This window comes from Leptospira levettii, assembly GCF_002812085.1.
Lineage (GTDB): Bacteria > Spirochaetota > Leptospiria > Leptospirales > Leptospiraceae > Leptospira_A > Leptospira_A levettii.
Genome location: NZ_NPDM01000001.1, coordinates 575020 through 593467, shown reverse-complemented (window position 1 = coordinate 593467; position 18448 = coordinate 575020). Strand labels below are relative to the sequence as shown.

Below are 18448 nucleotides of genomic sequence, written 5' to 3'. Positions count from 1 at the left end.
TAGGGGACATTCCTTGGCTAATTTAAAATCATCTAAAAAAGACATCCGTAGAACCGCTCGTAGAAAAGAGCGAAATGGGGAAGACCGTAGTGAATTACGCACTTACGCACGCCTTCTCATCAAAGCCATTAAATCTGGCGACAAAACGGAAGCATTGTCTGTTTTTTCAAAACTTTCTTCCAAATTGGACCGTGCAGCGAAAACAAAACTCATCCATAAGAAAAATGCAGATCGTAAAAAATCTCGTATGGCACTTCGCATCAATTCAATTGAGGCAAAAGCCGCCTAACATTCGCTCTTAGCACCTTGGAATGAGGCCACCACCGTGTGGCCTTTTTTATTTCTATTTCTCATTTACAGAATTCGAATACCTAGTTTACTGGTCATAACAACGGGCGATTAGCTCAGCTGGGAGAGCAGCTGCCTTACAAGCAGCGGGTCGGCAGTTCAATCCTGTCATCGCCCAAACCGTTTACCTCACACTCTACTTTTTATTTCCACACCACAGACACATCTGACAAAGCAAAAAGATAGACTTACAGTGCGAATCCACGAGCCTTGATAGTATTGTATGCGTTTTACAAAAGAGTATGATCTGTCCTCCCTTATGATTTCGATCTCCGGTGTTCGGGGAAAAATTGGACAAGGTTTTGGATTGGAGGAAGCACTCGCTTTTTCAAAATCCTTTGCAACCATCATGAATGGTGGAACTGTAGTGATTGGAAGGGACTCACGACCAAGTGGCCCTTATTTAGAATCTCTTCTCACCTCTGCTTTGTTAGCTTCTGGAAGTTCTGTATTAACCTTAGGTCTTGTTCCTACACCCACAACCAAAGCTGTTGTCAATTTAGCAAAAGCAAATGGTGGGATCATGATTTCTGCTTCTCACAATCCAATGGAATGGAATGCCTTTAAATTTATTTCCAAAAAAGGGTTTTTCTTTTCAGCAGAAGAAAATCAAAAATTACTTTCGATCCTGCAATCAGGAAGTTATACCAAAGAACAAATTTCTCCAAAAGGTACTATTGATTCTGGTGAAGATTATATCGACTTACATTTATCCTCTGTACTAAAGCGAGTGAATGTAAACAAAATCAAAAAGAAAAAGTTCACAGTATTTGTGGATGCAGTGGGAGGGGCAGGGTCTTATGTAGTTCCCAAATTTTTACAAATGTTAGGTTGTAAAGTCATCTCACATAATTGTAAACCAGATGGAACTTTTCCTCGCCCTCCAGAGCCTACAGCGGCAGCATTAAAAACAGTCGAACCAAGTTTCAAAAAATCCAAAGCAGATATTGGTTTTGCTCTCGATCCAGATGCTGACAGATTGGTTTTATTCACTCCAAAACGAGGAGCTATTTCCGAAGAATACACTCTACCTCTTGCCCTTATGAATGTTCTCTCATCAAACAAAAAGAAATCAAAGGTAGTGGTAAATCTTTCGACTTCTTTTTTAAATGAAGAAGTAAGCTCTCGGTTCGGCGCGGAAGTGATCCGAAGTAAAGTAGGCGAAGCCAATGTTGTAGAAGAAATGATTAAAACCAAAGCAGTGTTTGGTGGAGAAGGGAATGGTGGAATCATTGATCCGAATATTCCATCATTTGGTCGAGATACATTATCTGGAATTGCTCATATCCTAAACATTATGGCAGAAACTGGGAAGTCCATTGATGCACTTATGGACGAGTTGCCGAATTTATATATGGACAAACAGTCCTTCCCATTGGCAAAGGGAATGTCTTTAGAAACTTTATATGAAAAATTTCAATCTGAGTTTTCTCCCAAACTCATTTCCGATAAAGATGGATTGTGGATGTATGTTTCCGATTCTTGGATCCATATCCGACCTTCCAATACGGAACCAATCTTTCGAGTGATAACAGAAACAAAATCCAAGTCCGATTTGGAATATACCTTAAAGAGGGTAAAACAATGTGTGGAATCGTAGGTTATTTAGGAAAAAGACAGGCATTACCTGTCATCATCAAAGGTCTTAAACGATTAGAGTACAGAGGTTATGATAGTGCCGGAGTTGCTCTTTTAAATGGCGGATTAGAAATCGTCAAAAAAAAAGGAAAGGTTGCCGACTTAGAAACTGAAATCGGGAATCGAAAATTAGAAGCAAGCCTCGGAATTGGACACACTCGTTGGGCGACACATGGGGAACCTAATGATCGTAATGCGCATCCACATACGAGTTCAGATGGTAAGTTGGCCATCATTCATAATGGGATAATTGAAAATTATGGATCAATCAAAAAGGAACTCGAAAGTAACGGTCACATTTTTAAATCCGATACTGATTCTGAAGTCCTCATCCATCTAATCGAAGAAATCAAAAAACAAAACCAATGTAGCATCGAGGAAGCAGTTCGTCTGGCTTTAAATGAAGTTGTTGGTGCCTATGCAATTGTTGTACTTTCCAAAGACAATGAAAGGAGTATGATTGCGGCAAGAAAAGGATCACCCTTGGTCATTGGTATCGGAGAAGATGAATACTTTGTAGCTTCCGATGCAACTCCCATCATTGAATACACAAACAATGTTACTTATCTCAACGACCAAGAAATGGCCATCATTAAAGATGGAAGTTTAGTTGTTAAAAACTTAGAAAACGTAACTAAAACTCCTTTCATTCAAAAATTAGAATTAGATTTAGAAGACATTGAAAAGGGTGGATACCCTCACTTCATGCTCAAAGAAATTTTTGAACAACCAAAATCAATCAAAGATGCAATGCGCGGGCGATTGGTTTCTCGCGAACACCATTTGTTCTTAAGTGGAATTGACCAATACTTAAATCGATTTTTAAATGCGGATCGATTGATATTGGTTGGTTGTGGAACATCTTGGCATGCAGGGCTCATTGGAGAATATCTATTTGAAGACCTAGCACGGATTCCAACAGAAGTAGAATATGCATCAGAGTTTCGTTATAGAAATCCAATTGTAACAGAAAGAGATGTAGTGATTGCTGTATCTCAGTCTGGAGAAACAGCAGATACACTTGCAGCGATTGAACTAGCCAAATCAAGAGGTGCTCTGATCTTCGGTGTTTGTAATGTTGTTGGTTCATCGATTGCAAGGGCATCACACGCAGGTGCTTATTTACATGCAGGTCCTGAAATCGGTGTTGCTTCCACCAAAGCATTTACATCTCAAGTTTCGATCCTAACAATGATGGCTTTGTATTTAGGATTAAAAAAAGGTTCAATTTCTTTGTCTGATTACCAAACCCTTTTATTAGAGCTTGATTCCATCCCTGATAAAGTAGCCAAAATTTTAACCAAAGACGAAGAGATACGAAGTATTTCTGAACATTTTTACAGAGCATCTAACTTTCTTTATTTGGGACGTGGATTTAACTTCCCAGTTGCTTTGGAAGGTGCTTTAAAGTTGAAAGAAATTTCTTATATCCATGCGGAAGGGTATCCTGCAGCAGAAATGAAACATGGCCCAATTGCACTGATTGATGAGGATATGCCTGTCGTTTTCATTGCCACTAAAGATAGCTCTTATGAAAAAGTGATCTCCAATATCCAAGAAGTAAAAGCAAGAAAAGGAAAAGTCATTGCAGTTGTTACGGAAGGTGATACAGAAATCAAAGGAATGGCAGATTTTACTTTCGAAATTCCGAAAACTGCGGATGCATTAGTTCCATTGCTTGCAGTAATTCCATTACAACTATTATCTTACCACATAGCAATCCTTAGGGGATGTAATGTGGACCAACCTAGGAATTTAGCAAAATCTGTAACTGTGGAGTAAACTGTGAATCTCCTGTTAGATGATTCCAAACGCAATCCTTCACTAGAACCACTTTCCAGGTTCCATTCCTTTTTTGAATGGAATTTGGGAGGTATGACACTTCTTGAAAAGTTAGAAAGAAAATACCCTGGTGCCAAAATTTATTATAAAGGGCCCAACGAAGATTTTGAAACTTTAATTTTTAATCGTTATCCTCATGTTATACCAGCTAACTTAGATTCGTATGATTCTATTTACAGCGCAGATTCTTTTTTGCCTTGGGAACTACTTGGAACAGTCACATCTATCATCGAAGATACACTTACAATCGAAAAGGAATGGAAACGATTCAGGCAAAAATACAAAGCAAAACAATCTGGATTTCATATTGTAGGAAAAGACAAACATTTATACATCCATGCAGGTGCCACCGTTTATCCTGGAGTTGTTTTTGATACAACGCATGGGCCAATTCTCATCGAAGATGGAGTCAAAATTTCCTCTTTTAGTTTTTTAGAAGGACCATTGTATGTTGGCAAAAATAGCCAGATTGACAATGCACGAATCACTGGAGGAACTCTCGTCGGGAACCAATGTCGTATTGGTGGGGAAGTGGAAAATTCTATTATTTTGGATTATACCAACAAACACCATGAAGGTTTTTTGGGTCATAGTTTTGTTTCGAACTGGGTCAACTTAGGAGCCTTATCAACAACAAGTGACTTAAAGAATAATTATGGGATCGTAAAACTAAAGATAGGTGATTCGGTTGTTAACACTGGAACTATCAAATTTGGTTCTATCATTGGTCCATTTACGAAGTTAGCGATTGGGGTGATGTCTAACACAGGAACAGTTTTCGATGTTGCTAGTAATATCGTTGAATCAAGGATCCAGGGGTATGTTCCTCCGTTTACTTGGATCAAACCAGGTGGTCGTTATCGTCTTGAAGAGTTTTTATTCGATACAAAAAAAATAATGGCTCGAAGAAGTATCAATTTATTTGATTTCGAAGATTTTTATCTGAGAAAACTATATGGAAAATGTACGGAGTGAAACATGACACCTAGTTTACAGTCACATATCAATTCCGGAAAATCTGTTGAGATTGATGGTTTAAGTTTTTTTTATTTAGATGAAGGAAAAGGGGATGAAATCATTCTTCTATTGCCTGGTTTTTTGACCACTTCCTATAACTATCGTAAACTGATCGAATTGTTATCAACTCATTACCGAGTTTTAGCTTTGGATTTTTTAGGAACTGGATTTAGTAGTCGCCCTGATGGTCCATTGTCACATCGATTACAAGCTCATTATTTATCTCCTTTTTTAGAAAAAGTTGTGGGTGATAAAAAGGTCCATGTTGTTGCTTTTGATTATGCATTGCCAATTATGTGTTTTGCATTTAAAGATCAGACAAACCAGTATAAGTCATTATCCATTTTGGGTGGGTTTATGAACTTACCTAAATTTAAATTTTATTTTCCCTTACATTTTCTACGATTACCAATCATTGGTGAAATTTTTTCTTTTTTGTTTCGCCCACCTCTACTTCGATTTTTTTATAAATGGTTTCTCGTAAAAAAAAGCCATCATTTCACAAGTGAATGGGAGAAAACCATGTATCACTTGTTATTCGAAGGAAAAAACCGCAAAAACACACTAGAATTCATTCGGAATGTAGACAGGTCCACTCACGCTCTTCGTGAGATTGAAGAAGGTGCTAAACAATTTGTTGGATTACGGCAAATTTACATTGGGGAAGAAGATTTTCGTATTTCTCCAAACCAAACAGAATACATGAAAGAAACTCTAAGAACCAGTAGTTTAGTGTTTTTGCCTTGTAAACATCTAGCTATGGAAGAATGCCCGACAGTAGTTTTTGAAAAACTTCATTACTTTGTAGATAGTTTTTCTCATAAAAAAACCAAAACATTCCATTTTAACAAAAACAATAAGGACTAATATGGAAAGACTGATCTCAAAAATTAATCCCCTTTCGTCTGATTTTATATCAAATCGAACTACTTATTTAGAATCCCTCGTACCAATACGAAAAATTATCGAACAAGTGAAGTTAGGTGGTGGTAAAAAAGCCCTTGAGAAACATAAATCAAGAGGTAAACTCACTGCTCGTGAACGAATTAATGAATTGATCGATGCAGATACTGAGTTTATGGAAATTTGTGGCCTTGCCGCAGAAGGTGTTTACCCCGATCCAGTTCCATCTGCTGGAATTATCACAGGAATTGGAAAAGTAGAAGGTGTAGATTGTATGATTGTTGCCAATGATGCAACCGTCAAAGGGGGAACATATTATCCCTTAACAGTCAAAAAACATGTAAGAGCACAAGAGATCGCAGAAAACAATTCCTTGCCATGTATTTACTTAGTAGATTCTGGTGGTGCATTTTTGCCAATGCAGGATGAAGTGTTCCCCGACAAAGATCATTTTGGAAAAATATTTTTTAACCAAGCGAGAATGAGTGCGAAAGGTATATCCCAGATAGCAGTTGTTATGGGTTCATGTACGGCTGGTGGTGCTTATATTCCTGCAATGTCAGACGAGTCTGTCATTGTAAAAGGGAATGGGACTATTTTTTTGGGTGGTCCTCCACTTGTGAAAGCAGCAACTGGTGAAGTAGTGACGGGAGAAGAATTAGGTGGTGCTGATGTTCATTGCCGTATATCGGGTGTGACCGATCATTATGCAGAGGATGATTATCATGCATTAGAAATTACTCGATCCATCATTAAAAATTTAAATGCAAAAACTCTAACCGAATCGAAAGAAACAGAAGAGCCACTATACCCTTCTGAAGAAATTTATGGGATCATAGAACGTGATTCTAGGAAATCATATGATCCAAGAGAAATCATTGCTCGTTTGGTGGATGGTTCACGGTTTCATGAATTTAAAAAACTATATGCAACCACTATCGTAACAGGGTTTGCTGAAATTTATGGATACCCAGTTGGAATCATTGCCAATCATGGAGTATTATTTTCTGAATCTGCACTGAAAGCATCTCATTTCATTGAACTTTGTGACCAACGAAGGATCCCATTATTATTCCTCCAAAACATTACTGGTTTTATGGTAGGAAAAAAATATGAAAACAATGGGATTGCGCGTGATGGTGCAAAGATGGTCAATGCTGTTTCAACAACAACAGTTCCCAAGTTAACGATTGTTACAGGTGGTTCGTATGGTGCAGGGAATTACGGAATGTGTGGTCGTGCCTTTGCTCCTGAATTTTTATGGATGTGGCCCAATGCACGTATTTCTGTGATGGGTGGTGAACAAGCGGCCAACGTTTTATGGACTGTTAAAAAAGACCAAAAAGAAGCAGCGGGTGAAACCATCCTTCCAGAAGAAGAATCCACCTTCAAAAAACCAATTTTAGATGATTATGAAAAAAAATCCTCTGCGGTATACAGTTCAGCAAGGTTATGGGATGATGGAATCATCGACCCTGCAGACACTCGCAAAATTTTGGGAAGGGCATTGTCCGTCCTCAGTAGAAGAAAAGAAGAAAGAAAACCATTCGGTGTCTTTAGAATGTAATTTTTTTCCTTTTCATTTCTTTTTAAGGAGCCAACGTACATCAAATGGTCATTCACGAAACGTCTTCCAATCAGGTAGTTGTCATCACCATTGAAGGTGAAGTCGATTTGTACAATGCAAAAGAATTAAAAGACATTCTAGATGACAAAATGCGCAAACACCAATACGAGATTGTTGTGAATTTGGAAAAGGTCCCCTTTATGGATAGTTCTGGAATTGGAACACTCGTAACCGCTATGTACAAATTAAAAAAATACCATGGCAATTTAAAAGTTTGTAGTGTTCATGGATCCGTTGCAAAAGTTTTTAAGATGACTGGAATGGAAAGTCACTTGGAAGTATTTGAAACAGAAGAAATGGCAGTCACTTCCATGATCAAGGAACGTAACACGCATACGGACTAGGGTAATAACAAACCTTGTTTTACCTTTTCCATCACCTCTTTCCCTTCGAATAATTCTAAAAGATACAAAGCAAATTCAAAAGCAGAACCTGGCCCTACACTCGTATGGATGTGGTGATAGGATTCAATTCGTTTGCCCGTATACTTTCCACCTGCTCCCACCACCAAATCCTCAGTTGAGGGAAAAGATGTGTATGGATTTTCTCCCGACAGAATTTGAAATTTTCTTAAAACGGCAGGTGCTGCACAGATGGCACCAATTGTTTTTTTCGATTGGTGGAAGGATTGTAATAGAGATTCGATTTCAGGTTCGGCCATAAGGTTCTTTGTGCCGTTAAGACCTCCCGGTAGAACGATGGCATCAAAATCTTTTGGATTGATTTCTGAAAATGTTTTGTCTGCCAAGTGAATCGTATGTCGTGATGCAACCACTGGCTCTTTTGATTTACTAATGGAGACAACGTTTACATTTCCTCGACGTAGGACATCAATCAAAATGATTGCTTCCATTTCTTCAAAACCAGAACAGAGAGGAATTAAAACCTGAGTTGCCATACAATGACTAGTTTGGCTTGTTACAAAATGTTCAAGTTTTTTTATGAAAAAACGATTCCAAGAAATGGGAACTTTCCCCCCATTTCTGGGGTCTGATAGAATAGGAGAGAGTGTTCATTGTCTATGACTGAGAAAAAAACGAATCCTTTACGATATATCGCCATCGCGTTTAGCTTTTTATTACTGGGGACATTTTTGTCTCCCATCTTAACGTGTGGCAATTCAAACGAGAACCCGTTACAACTCAAAGCAGATGGTGGAGAAAAATTATCACCAGCTCAAACCCAAGCAGTTGCATTAGAAGATGCATTCCAAGAAGTGTTTGATCGAGTTTCTCCGAGTGTTGTTTCCATTGCAACGGAAGGAACTGTGAATGTTCCACTCCATCCGTTTGAATATTTTTTTGGCAGACAAGATCCAAGAAGGAGTTCACGCCAACAAAAACTTTCAGGCCTTGGTTCTGGCATTGTGTTAAACGAAGACGGATACATTATGACAAACCACCATGTGATCCAAAACATGGATAAATTCACTGTTAGGTTAAAAAACAAAAAAGAATTCGAAGCAAAATTGATTGGTTCCGATTCTACAGCTGACATTGCGATTTTAAAAATCAGTGCACCAAAAGGAAGTCTCACTCCCAGTCTAATTGGCGATTCCAGCAAAGTGAAAGTGGGGAACTGGGCGATAGCCATAGGTGCGCCACTTGGACTCGAACAATCCTTTACTGTGGGTGTGGTATCTGCCATCCAACGCGGAGGACTTGATACTTCTGGACTTTCCTACATCCAAACGGATGCTGCGATCAACCAAGGGAATAGTGGAGGTCCACTCCTCAATATCCGTGGAGAAGTTGTGGGGATCAATCGTATGATTGTGAGCCAATCTGGCGGATCAGAAGGAATTGGATTTGCGATTCCCATCAATGAAGCGCGACGTGTGGCAGAGGAAATCAAAACCAATGGAAAGGTCACCAGAGCTTGGATTGGAGCAGGTGTTGACAATATTGGAGATGAAGACATCCGCCAATTCCAATTAAAAGACAATAAAGGTGCCATCATCCGCCAAATTGTAAAGGGATCCCCAGCGGATAAAGCAGGACTCACATTACATGATGTCATCATCAGTTTTGATGGAAAACCAGTCCGCTCCCCAGAAGAGTTGGTGAGTTTCGTTTTGGCGTCGCCGATCGGCAAACGAATTGAATTAAAAATCATTCGAAATAAAAATGAAATCTTGACTTCCATCACTCCAGAGAAGAAACCCAATTGAGGTGAGTTTACGAGAAGATTGGATGCAAGCGGGCGAAGAGGAACCAAACCTTCGCCCCACAAAACTGTCTGAGTTCATTGGACAAAAAGAGGTTCTGGCCAATCTATCGGTTTATGTTGAGGCAGCTCGCAAACGAAAGAGCCCACTCGACCATGTTCTCATTTCGGGTCCTCCGGGCCTTGGGAAAACAACCCTCGCCAATATCATCGCAAATGAACTGGCTGTTGCCTTCACACCCACCTCGGCTCCTGCCATTTCAAAGGGTGCTGATTTGGTTCGGTTTCTTACCTTACTCAAAACAAACGAAGTCCTTTTCATCGATGAAATCCATGGTTTTATCAAAAAACAGGAAGAACTTTTATACCCTGCCATGGAGAACTTTTTTGTGGATTTGGTTGTGGGCGAAGGTGTCACTGCCAATGCCTTACAAATCCAACTCCAACCATTTACCTTAGTGGGTGCCACAACAAGGTCTGGGCTTGTCAGTGATCCTTTAAAATCAAGGTTTGGTATCCACCTCAAACTTGATTTTTATACCGATGAAGAAATGCAAATCATCGTCGATCGTTCTGCAAAATTACTCGGAGTGAACCTCGGAGAAGGTGTGGCGATGGAAGTGGGAAAACGCAGTCGAAAAACTCCAAGGATTGCGAACCATCTCTTAAAACGAGTGCGAGATTTTGCAGAAGTCAACAATGAAACATCCGTTAGCTTGAAGACTTGTCGTTATGCATTTGATCGTATGGGTGTGGACCATTTGGGACTTGATGCCGTGGACAGGCAAATCCTCGACATTCTCATTTCTCGTTATGGAGGTGGACCTGTCGGAATCAAACCAATTGCTGTTGTCTTAGGGGAAGAAGAAAGAACCATCGAAGATACTTATGAACCCTTTCTCGTGCGAGTGGGTCTCATCGACCGCACTCCGCAAGGTCGAGTGGCTACGAAAAAAGCTTACGAACATTTAGGACTTCCTTATATTGGAAATACGGGAGAAAATCGTGAAAATGGCCCCACTCTCTTTTGATTTCCGATTACCCGAAAAAGAAGAAGGGGAAAAACGTCTCTTTTTTGCATTCACGTTTGTGATCTTACTTGCTTCCTTTTTTTTGGCTCACCTCATCACAAGGAATATGTTGTGGAAAATGTGGGCAGAAGAACAAACTGCCGAAAACCTAAGCCCAAAAGAACAAGAAAAAATATACGAAGTATTAGTGGAGCAACAGTTCATCAATCCAGATAAAAAAGATGAATACAAAGCATTGTCTAACAAGGATTCGGCGGGTGGTGGAGGGATCACTGAGAAACAAGGGTTCCATACATTAACACAATTCCGAGAATTCATTATGGGAAGTGCCACTTCCACTCCAAGTAAAACCCAACCCAAATCAGAAGAATCCAAAGAAGATGAACTGTTTGAATTTGGTATTTTTAAAGCAGACCCAAAAACCAATTCCAATTCAGAGGAACGACCAAACCAAGTTGCAAACGCTGGTCAAATGACAAAAATTCCATTTAATTATCGTTTCCAACAAGACTTCTTGTTTCGTTGGGATGGAGCAAAAGCTCTTACAATTCCCACCAAACAATTAGCAGGTTATTATTATTTCAAAAATATGTTAAAGCGGATAGAAGAATCCTTTGCCCCTCCCGGTGGTGGGAATTTTGCATATCGCGATATGGCGGGAATTGTTGCCAGAGAAGGAATTAAGGAAGGAGAAACCAAAGTATTGTTTATGTTAAGTGAACAAGGACAAGTTTTGGATGTTCGTCTGGTTTCTTCTCAAGGACAAGTTGTTGTCGACCAAGCCTGTATGGATTCGATACGAGGTCAAAACTTTGGCCCTGTCCCAGAAGAAGTGAAGGCCAAAGGTTTAATCTTTGGCATCAATTTTATTTTCCCTGGAATGCGTTATTACCGATAAGGGTTATTCATTCAGTAAGGTACAACCATATTCTTTGGATTGGAATTTTGCCGTATTGGTTCTACCCAGACCTTTTACAGTTACAGATTGATTTTCTTTATCTAATTTGAATTCACTGATGGGAACCCACTGCCTTGCGAAATCATGGCACTGTTCTTCTGATAACTCCATCACAAAGTAACAACTACAGTATTCTTTTGAGTAAAAACTGGAAATGATAGAAGGAAAACTCGATAGATGTTTCCAATTCCATTGTGACCAAAACAAAACGATTAAAAAGAATAAAGCTAAGAAAATTGAAATTTTACGTTTCATAAGATTACCGAATCACTGATTCCTTGATCAATTTTAAAAATTCATTTTTGATAAACGCTTTTTCGCGGTCATCACCAAACCGAACAACAACGAGGTCTAAACTCGGAATCACATACATCATTTGTCCCCAATGACCAAGAGCGGCGAAGGTATCTTTAGGAGCATCTGGCCATGGTTCATGGATACCTCGATCAGGAACTCCTGTATTTGCATACCAATGTGCTGTGTAATTATCCTGCGATAAATCATCAGAATAGGGAGTTGTTTTATAACCTGGTGACGGTGTCCTAGTGAATGTTAACCAACCTTCGGGTAAAAATCTTTCTCCATTCCAAACACCATCGTTTAAATACAGATATCCAATTTTCGCGAGATCCCGTGCTGTCATATAAAGATACGAAGAACCTACATATGTTCCGGAAGCATCTCTCTCAAACGTTACATTTGAAATACCAAGTGGTTTGAATATTTTTTCAAAAGGAAGTTTATCATATTCTTCTTTGCCATAGACTTTCTTTAAAATCGCAGAAAGGATATTGGTATCACAACTTGAGTAATATACTTGTGTTCCCGGTTCTGCGCGAAGAGGCAGGTTGGCACAAAAATTCCCCATATCTTGTCGGCCCCTTGTATACAACATAGCAATCACAGAAGATTTGAGTGGACCACTTTCATAACCTTCTTCAGCAGCGAGACCTGAGGACATATTCAATAGATGACGAATGGTGATCTTTTTGTGTGCTTCATCTCTACTCAGTGGTTCATAATGATAATAACCAGGGTCATCTAATTTGATCAGTCCATCTTTGACTGCAATTCCATACATTGTTTGTAAAATACTTTTAGAAACTGACCAAGTTAGGTGAAGTTTGTCTTCCTTAAAATTACGTGCATATTTTTCATAAATGAGTTTTCCATTACGAAGAATGACAACTGCATCAGTTCTTCTACCTTTTCTATCTTTTTCATCACCAGTTCGTGCAAATGCATACTCTTCAACTAATTTGAGTTTTGCGGAAGAAACACCGACTGATTCTGGAGTGACAATTTTCCAGTTTGGATTTGGCCATTCAGGTTTGATACGTTTGGGGAGTGGAGATACATTTACTTCTCCACCGAAGGGAGAAAGGTCTTTACTACATTGGATTGTAAAAAGAACAAAGAATAGAATCAGAATTTGTTTCATAGAAGTCCTAACGTTCATTCGAAAGAGAATTCTAAGCAGATAAAACTAGTTTGCAAAGGAAAAAAGTGAAGTGTTATGCTTTTTCTGCATACCCCTTTAGTTTTTGTACCATAGAAAAAAGGCCATTCCGTCTTGAGATCGATAAAAACTTTGCAAGACCAACTTCTTCTATAAATCCAAGTGACGCTTTCGCTATATCTTCTGGACTTTGTCCTGAAAATACTCGTATGAGAATGGCAATGAGTCCTTTCGTAAGTGCTGTATCACTATCTGCATCAAACTCCAATTTCCCGTCAGTAAGTCTTGGTGCGACCCAAACCCGAGATTGGCATCCCGGTACTAAATATTCTTCTGTTCTTTTTTCATCAGGAAACTTTGGTAATTCCTCACCTAACTCGATTAGGTATTGGAATTTTTCTTCCCAATCAGTCAGTTCCGAAAACTCAGAGATGATTTCTTTTTGGATTTCTTCAATGTTTTGTTTCATCATTAGAACTTCCTTTTGGGATATCAGTGAATTTTTCTTTTTTTCTCATGTAGAACTGATTAAAACCAGAACGAGATAAATTTTTAATTTCGACTCTATTGACTGTAGCAACAGTTAGTTCAAATAAATCTTCGTTTTTATGAAAGAAATAATCCATTCGAAGTTTTTCTTCCAAAGAATATTCAACATTTTCCCAGATGAGTTTTTTCTCTTCAAAATTGACAAACAAACATTCAGGTGGTTTTGAAAGTACATAACAAAATTCACCAGGTTTTGGGACTCCTTTGTAAAAAAGTCCACAACCAATACTTGTGATGAAACTTAAAATCACAACAAGCAAGTGTAAGCTGGATGCATTGTATCTCATTCTTTTTTATCCAAACTTAGATCAAGTTTTGTTTTCAGGCCTGGTTTTTCTTTGATGAATTGGGAAATTAAGATTGGGATTTCTGTATTTTTTTTGCCCGTGGCAAGGTAAAACTCTTCCAACAAATCAATTCCTTTCTGCGATAAATTTTGCAAGTGGAAGATGGTTGCTTCTGTGATGATGGAAGTTTCGGTGATCGTATCTGGATTATTGGTTTTTGCCTGTCTGAGTAAAGATAAAGCTCCCACATAATCCTTTTTATAATACTTTCCAAGACCTCGTAAGAAGTTTTCTTCTCTAGGAGAAAATTGAATTCCTAATTTAAAATTCGGATCTTTTGTGATGGTGATTAGATGATCGAGACCATTTGCATCGCCAGCCAACATCGTATTAAAGGTTAGTAACCAAATGTAAACAGTTTGTAGTTCGGGAGATAATTTAGAACGATCGATGTTTCCATATTCTCCTACTAAAACTTGAGGTCGTTTTACACCACGATGAGTTTCTCCGAGGAACAATAATACGCGGTTATTTTCCCAATCAGTAAAGGGAGAGGAGGAATAAGATTCTGCAGTCCTTGCGTTCCAAAAGATAGAGTCTAATGTGGATTCGGCGAGAACGGAACTTCCTATGAATTCACGAAATGGAGATCCTAAATGTAAGATCAAACTGTCGTGGTCAAATTGGATTCCCAATCGATTTAAATTCCAAAACAAACTCCTTGCGATCAAATGAAATGCAACAGGATCGGTTGGGTCTTTTTCAGAGTAGTTGGTCGCAATGGTCTGGAAGTCTTCTATCTCTTTTTCTTTGAGATTCCCTGATTTCCAGAGTTCGATTGTTTTTTCTTTGGTTTTTTCTGCTCTGACACTTTGGTCTTTGGCAAAAAGAAAATAAATTTCTTTTCTATAGGCAAACCCTAAAGCGGAGAGGCCAAGCGCTAAAACCAATAAAAATAGCGGTGCCTTTGATTTCTTCTTTCTATGTGGTTCGTACCGGGAGTAAATCGCCATCGTTTGTTCCCATTTTTTTTTGCCCTCCCCACTTGACACGGCTTTTTCTTTGTGATTTAGTGAGAAGGGTATGGAAGATGATTTTTTAGATGATGACGAATTCGATGCAGAAAGCCTAAACGAAGACGTTGTAACGTATGCTTGTGAGGACTGTGACCATCGTTGGGAAGCCGAAGGTGAGGATGAATACCTCGATTCATGGGAATTGATCTGCCCAATGTGTGGATCAGCCAATATCACCGAACTTTAAATTGACTTTTACGCATTCTCTTTTTTGTATTTTGGTCGTTCCGTCCATTTTGTGGAGCGACTCTTCTTCATTTTCGACTCTGTATTCAGAATTCAAAAAAGGAAATTATTCTCTCGTATCTAAACAATCGCTCCAGTACTTAAATGGACGAGAATCGGAAAAAGATCCGCGGATCTTTTTTCTCTATGTTTCGACAGAAGAAAACTGGTCAAAACTCAAATCCAATTTAAGTAAGGAAAATTCACCTAACTTTAGATTGTCGCCACATTACTGGAATGCAGTTTATTTGTTTATGGAAAGAGCATTGGTATTTGGAGAGTCTGATTTACTCATAGAATGGGGAAAGGATTTTCAAAAAAATGGAAAACAAAGTCCCAAATACAATGATGCACTTTTGTTATATGGACTTGGTTTGATGGATTTAAAAAACGAATCCGAAGCCAAGAAGGTCTTTTCAGAAATTGAATCAAACTCTCCTTCCAAACATATTTTGCTCCAATTGGAAGAGATCAAAACAGTTGGAAAATAAATGAAAGGTCTACGTGTTTCACAAGGTAAGTGGAAAGGAAAAGAAATACCATCACCACCTGATGTATCAGGTCATCTTAACTTTACCAATAGCCTCGTTAAAAAAGCAATTTTTTCCCTTATGGATTCACGGTTATTATCCTGGGGACTTAGTTTTGAATCAGTTTTATTTTGTGATTATTTTGCTGGTAGTGGGCAAATCTCGGCGGAGGCATATAGCCTTTCTGTCAAACGACTTCTTACATATGAATTAGACCAAACAAGATTTCGAAATTTACATACTTTATTTCGTGGACTAGCGAATGTCCAATTGTTTCGAAAGGACGCCACTAAACATGCATTAAAGTGGGAATTGGGAGAAGAATCAGCATATATTTTTTACTTAGATCCACCTTACACCTATTGGTCGGAAACACCAAAGCGAATGAAAGAAATGTTGGAAGACTTATACCAATTTTGTCTTTCGACAAATAAACCATTTTTGATTCTTTGTCAAATTCCTGAACACCAATCCACAAAAAACATTTGGGTCAATGTTCCTTACAAAATCAGAGAGTATGGAAGTCATTTCATCATCGAAACAGGTTATGAATCCATGGAAAATTTGGAAGAGTAATCTTTTGTTGAAAATGGTTGGGTGGAATTGGAAACATTGATCTCATATTTTCACCAAGTGGCCTCGGCAAATTTTGATTGTGTTGGTCTATTCTTACGTATAAAGTTATTTTTCAGTTTTTTTTCCCAACAAAAGAATCAGATACGACTATACTTTGTTATCCTATTTTTCTTATTCCCTACGATTGTATCGGCACTTCCAACGTATCAGGAAGTAAAAGCTAGTTACGTACCATCTGACATCAGTTTGTATGATCGAAAAAATGAACTCATCCAACGCCTTCGCATTAGAAAAGATTTTCGATCAGAAGAGTGGGTAGAGTATGAAGAATTCCCGAAATTTTTAATCGATTCGGTCATCCATGCGGAAGATAAACGATTTTTTGAACATGGTGGAGTTGACGGAAATGCAATCCTATCTTCCCTTTTTGCTGGGTTAAGAGGTTCTACCATACGTGGGGCATCCACCATATCAATGCAACTTGTTACTCTTCTTGATCCAGAGTTACAACCAAGGAAAAACCAAAGGAAATCAATTTTCCAAAAACTCAAACAAATCAATCGTGTGATAGAATTAGAATCAATTTGGAACAAAAAAGAAATCGTAACTGCTTACCTAAATTTGATTTATTTTCGTGGGGAACTAAAAGGAATTGCTTCCGCTTCTAAAGGATTGTTTCGAAAATCGGTTTCATCGATCACTCCGAATGAAGCCTATTTACTTGCAGCATTAATTCGTTCTCCACAAAGTCCCATTGAAAAAGTATCTAAGCGAGTTTGTGCTCTTAAGTGGGAACGAGATGGGAAAACTTCTGATTGTGAGGAACTTTCCCGTTTTGTTAGGGAGAGTTTGTTTCGTAATTTAGATTACCCACAACAACCTTCCCATGTCCCTCTTTATGCAAAATCTGTGTTCGAACTAGGTGAATACAATCAATTGCAAATTCAAAAAATTGAAACCTCTTTATCCTTTGTTTACCAAAAGAAAATTGAAGAAATCCTGAGAAGGAATATTAAAACATTAGAAAATAGAAATGTAAAAGATGGTGCTGTAATTGTTTTAGAAAACAAAACGGGAAATGTAATTGTTTATGTGCCAAACATTGGGAAAGAAAGTTCCGTTTCTCAATTGGATTTAATACGTACTAAACGGCAAGTAGGATCCACCTTAAAGCCGTTTGTGTATGCACTTAATTTCGAACAAAAAAAACTCACCCCCAATTCTATTTTATCTGATTCTCCCATAGGAATTCCTGTTTACCAAGGTATTTATAGACCTCTGAATTATGACAAATCATATAAAGGAAACGTGACCGTCAGGGAAAGTTTGGCATCATCATTAAATATTCCTGCGATTCGAGCTTTGTCTTTTTTAGATGTAAATGAATTTGTATCCCTTTTAGAAAATCTTGGAATCCAAGGATTACAATACCCTGAGTTTTATGGTCCATCTCTTGCATTGGGTGCAGCAGACATTAGTTTATTAGAACTTACCAATGCATATCGAATGTTTGCAAATGCAGGTATTTATTCTCAAATCCAATGGAAAAAAGATGCAACTAACCGAATCCAAAAAAGAATTTTTTCTGAAAGGGTAAGTTATATGATTTCTGAAATTTTATCAGACAGAGAGGCAAGGTCTCTCGGATTTGGGTGGGATAATTTTTTATCCACCTCTTATTTTACGGCGGTAAAAACCGGTACAAGCCAAGATATGCGAGATAATTGGTGTATTGGATATTCAGAACATTATACTGTAGGAGTATGGGTTGGAAATCCCACTGGAAGTCCAATGTTAGATGTTTCTGGTATCACTGGTGCAGCACCTGTTTGGCGAGAAACGATGGATTTACTACATGAATCACTCAGTTCAAAATTACATCCTATCGAAGAAACCAATGCGTCAGAGATGGAGCTGAATCTTGAAATTTTTTCGTCTAATGAACATCAAATTGAGAAAACAAAATCATTTCGAATTTTGACACCTGTGAGTGGGAGTATTTTTGCATTGGATCCTGATATTCCGAATGGTCGGCAAAAAATCCTCTTTACAATCAGTTCCTACGATGTTTCGTATTCTTATCATTTAAACGATGTCTTTCTTGCGTATGCAAAAGAACCATATCTCTGGGAGCCAAAAAAAGGAGAGTATCGATTGGAAATCAAAGACAAAGATCAAAAGGTTGTATCCTTATCTTTATTTGAAGTTCGGTAACA

Annotated in this window: 20 protein-coding genes and 1 tRNA gene; 15 read left to right on the top strand and 6 right to left on the bottom strand. The window is 38.3% G+C overall.

Annotated elements, in window-relative coordinates; translation table 11 throughout:
• Nucleotides 1-13 precede the first annotated feature (13 nt).
• The 8 genes from rpsT (at nucleotide 14) to CH354_RS02655 (ending at nucleotide 7719) form a co-directional block, all read left to right on the top strand.
• The gene (gene rpsT, locus CH354_RS02690; RefSeq protein WP_100715767.1) at nucleotides 14-289 is read left to right on the top strand and encodes a 30S ribosomal protein S20; all 276 of its coding nucleotides are present in this window, start codon (nucleotides 14-16) and stop codon (nucleotides 287-289) included.
• Nucleotides 290-393: 104 nt separating this feature from the next.
• Nucleotides 394-466: transfer RNA gene (locus CH354_RS02685), tRNA-Val, on the top strand.
• Nucleotides 467-571: 105 nt separating this feature from the next.
• Nucleotides 572-1948 (top strand): phosphoglucosamine mutase, encoded by a 1377-nt coding sequence (gene glmM, locus CH354_RS02680; protein WP_100726101.1) that lies wholly within the window; start codon nucleotides 572-574, stop codon nucleotides 1946-1948.
• Complete coding sequence (glmS, locus tag CH354_RS02675) at nucleotides 1933-3768, top strand: glutamine--fructose-6-phosphate transaminase (isomerizing) (protein WP_100726102.1); 1836 nt, start codon at nucleotides 1933-1935, stop codon at nucleotides 3766-3768. Before glmM ends, glmS begins: the two co-directional genes overlap by 16 nt.
• Before the next feature lie 3 nt (nucleotides 3769-3771).
• A complete protein-coding gene (locus CH354_RS02670) occupies nucleotides 3772-4803 on the top strand; it encodes a GlmU family protein (RefSeq protein ID WP_100715764.1) in 1032 nt (343 codons plus the stop codon).
• Between the two features lie 3 nt (nucleotides 4804-4806).
• A complete protein-coding gene (locus CH354_RS02665; protein WP_100726103.1) occupies nucleotides 4807-5712 on the top strand; it encodes an alpha/beta fold hydrolase in 906 nt (301 codons plus the stop codon).
• Between the two features lies 1 nt (nucleotide 5713).
• Nucleotides 5714-7315, top strand: coding sequence for a carboxyl transferase domain-containing protein (locus tag CH354_RS02660; protein WP_100726104.1), 1602 nt, complete (start codon nucleotides 5714-5716; stop codon nucleotides 7313-7315).
• A 44-nt stretch (nucleotides 7316-7359) separates the two neighbouring features.
• Nucleotides 7360-7719 (top strand): STAS domain-containing protein, encoded by a 360-nt coding sequence (locus tag CH354_RS02655; RefSeq protein WP_100715761.1) that lies wholly within the window; start codon nucleotides 7360-7362, stop codon nucleotides 7717-7719.
• Here CH354_RS02655 and CH354_RS02650 read toward each other — a convergent pair.
• On the bottom strand, nucleotides 7716-8273 hold the full coding sequence (locus CH354_RS02650) for a DJ-1 family glyoxalase III (protein WP_100715760.1): 558 nt from the start codon (nucleotides 8271-8273) through the stop codon (nucleotides 7716-7718). The two genes, CH354_RS02655 and CH354_RS02650, sit on opposite strands and share 4 nt — an antisense overlap.
• A 123-nt stretch (nucleotides 8274-8396) precedes the next feature.
• Here CH354_RS02650 and CH354_RS02645 point away from each other — a divergent pair, with 123 nt between their 5' ends.
• The 3 genes from CH354_RS02645 to CH354_RS02635 are packed head-to-tail and all read left to right on the top strand — an operon-like array spanning nucleotide 8397 to nucleotide 11470.
• Nucleotides 8397-9545 carry a trypsin-like peptidase domain-containing protein gene (locus CH354_RS02645; protein WP_207762650.1) on the top strand — a complete coding sequence of 383 codons (1149 nt, stop codon included), beginning with the start codon at nucleotides 8397-8399 and terminating at the stop codon, nucleotides 9543-9545.
• Nucleotides 9546-9567: 22 nt separating this feature from the next.
• Nucleotides 9568-10572 (top strand): Holliday junction branch migration DNA helicase RuvB, encoded by a 1005-nt coding sequence (gene ruvB, locus CH354_RS02640; RefSeq protein ID WP_207762655.1) that lies wholly within the window; start codon nucleotides 9568-9570, stop codon nucleotides 10570-10572.
• A complete protein-coding gene (locus CH354_RS02635; protein WP_100726105.1) occupies nucleotides 10553-11470 on the top strand; it encodes an energy transducer TonB in 918 nt (305 codons plus the stop codon). Before ruvB ends, CH354_RS02635 begins: the two co-directional genes overlap by 20 nt.
• A 3-nt stretch (nucleotides 11471-11473) precedes the next feature.
• Here CH354_RS02635 and CH354_RS02630 read toward each other — a convergent pair whose 3' ends face one another.
• The 5 genes from CH354_RS02630 to CH354_RS02610 all read right to left on the bottom strand — a co-directional run bounded on the left by CH354_RS02630 (nucleotide 11474) and on the right by CH354_RS02610 (nucleotide 14838).
• Complete coding sequence (locus CH354_RS02630; RefSeq protein ID WP_100726106.1) at nucleotides 11474-11785, bottom strand: hypothetical protein; 312 nt, start codon at nucleotides 11783-11785, stop codon at nucleotides 11474-11476.
• Between the two features lie 4 nt (nucleotides 11786-11789).
• Nucleotides 11790-12971, bottom strand: coding sequence for a serine hydrolase domain-containing protein (locus tag CH354_RS02625; protein WP_100726107.1), 1182 nt, complete (start codon nucleotides 12969-12971; stop codon nucleotides 11790-11792).
• 73 nt (nucleotides 12972-13044) lie between these two features.
• Entirely contained in the window at nucleotides 13045-13458 is a 414-nt protein-coding gene (locus tag CH354_RS02620) for a SufE family protein (protein ID WP_100715754.1), read from the bottom strand.
• Nucleotides 13442-13825: a hypothetical protein gene (locus CH354_RS02615; protein ID WP_100726108.1), complete on the bottom strand. Its 384-nt coding sequence runs from the start codon at nucleotides 13823-13825 to the stop codon at nucleotides 13442-13444. The genes CH354_RS02620 and CH354_RS02615 overlap by 17 nt, the downstream gene beginning before the upstream one ends.
• The gene (locus CH354_RS02610) at nucleotides 13822-14838 is read right to left on the bottom strand and encodes a hypothetical protein (RefSeq protein WP_243395934.1); all 1017 of its coding nucleotides are present in this window, start codon (nucleotides 14836-14838) and stop codon (nucleotides 13822-13824) included. Before CH354_RS02610 ends, CH354_RS02615 begins: the two co-directional genes overlap by 4 nt.
• A gap of 70 nt (nucleotides 14839-14908) precedes the next feature.
• On the opposite strand from CH354_RS02610, the gene CH354_RS02605 reads away from it, so the two are divergent.
• From CH354_RS02605 to pbpC, 4 genes are all read left to right on the top strand, one after another.
• A complete protein-coding gene (locus CH354_RS02605) occupies nucleotides 14909-15088 on the top strand; it encodes a hypothetical protein (RefSeq protein WP_100715752.1) in 180 nt (59 codons plus the stop codon).
• Between the two features lie 49 nt (nucleotides 15089-15137).
• Complete coding sequence (locus CH354_RS02600) at nucleotides 15138-15617, top strand: tol-pal system YbgF family protein (RefSeq protein ID WP_238760442.1); 480 nt, start codon at nucleotides 15138-15140, stop codon at nucleotides 15615-15617.
• Complete coding sequence (locus CH354_RS02595; protein WP_100726111.1) at nucleotides 15618-16232, top strand: RsmD family RNA methyltransferase; 615 nt, start codon at nucleotides 15618-15620, stop codon at nucleotides 16230-16232.
• Between the two features lie 141 nt (nucleotides 16233-16373).
• A complete protein-coding gene (gene pbpC / locus CH354_RS02590) occupies nucleotides 16374-18446 on the top strand; it encodes a penicillin-binding protein 1C (protein ID WP_322113206.1) in 2073 nt (690 codons plus the stop codon).
• Nucleotides 18447-18448 lie beyond the last annotated feature (2 nt).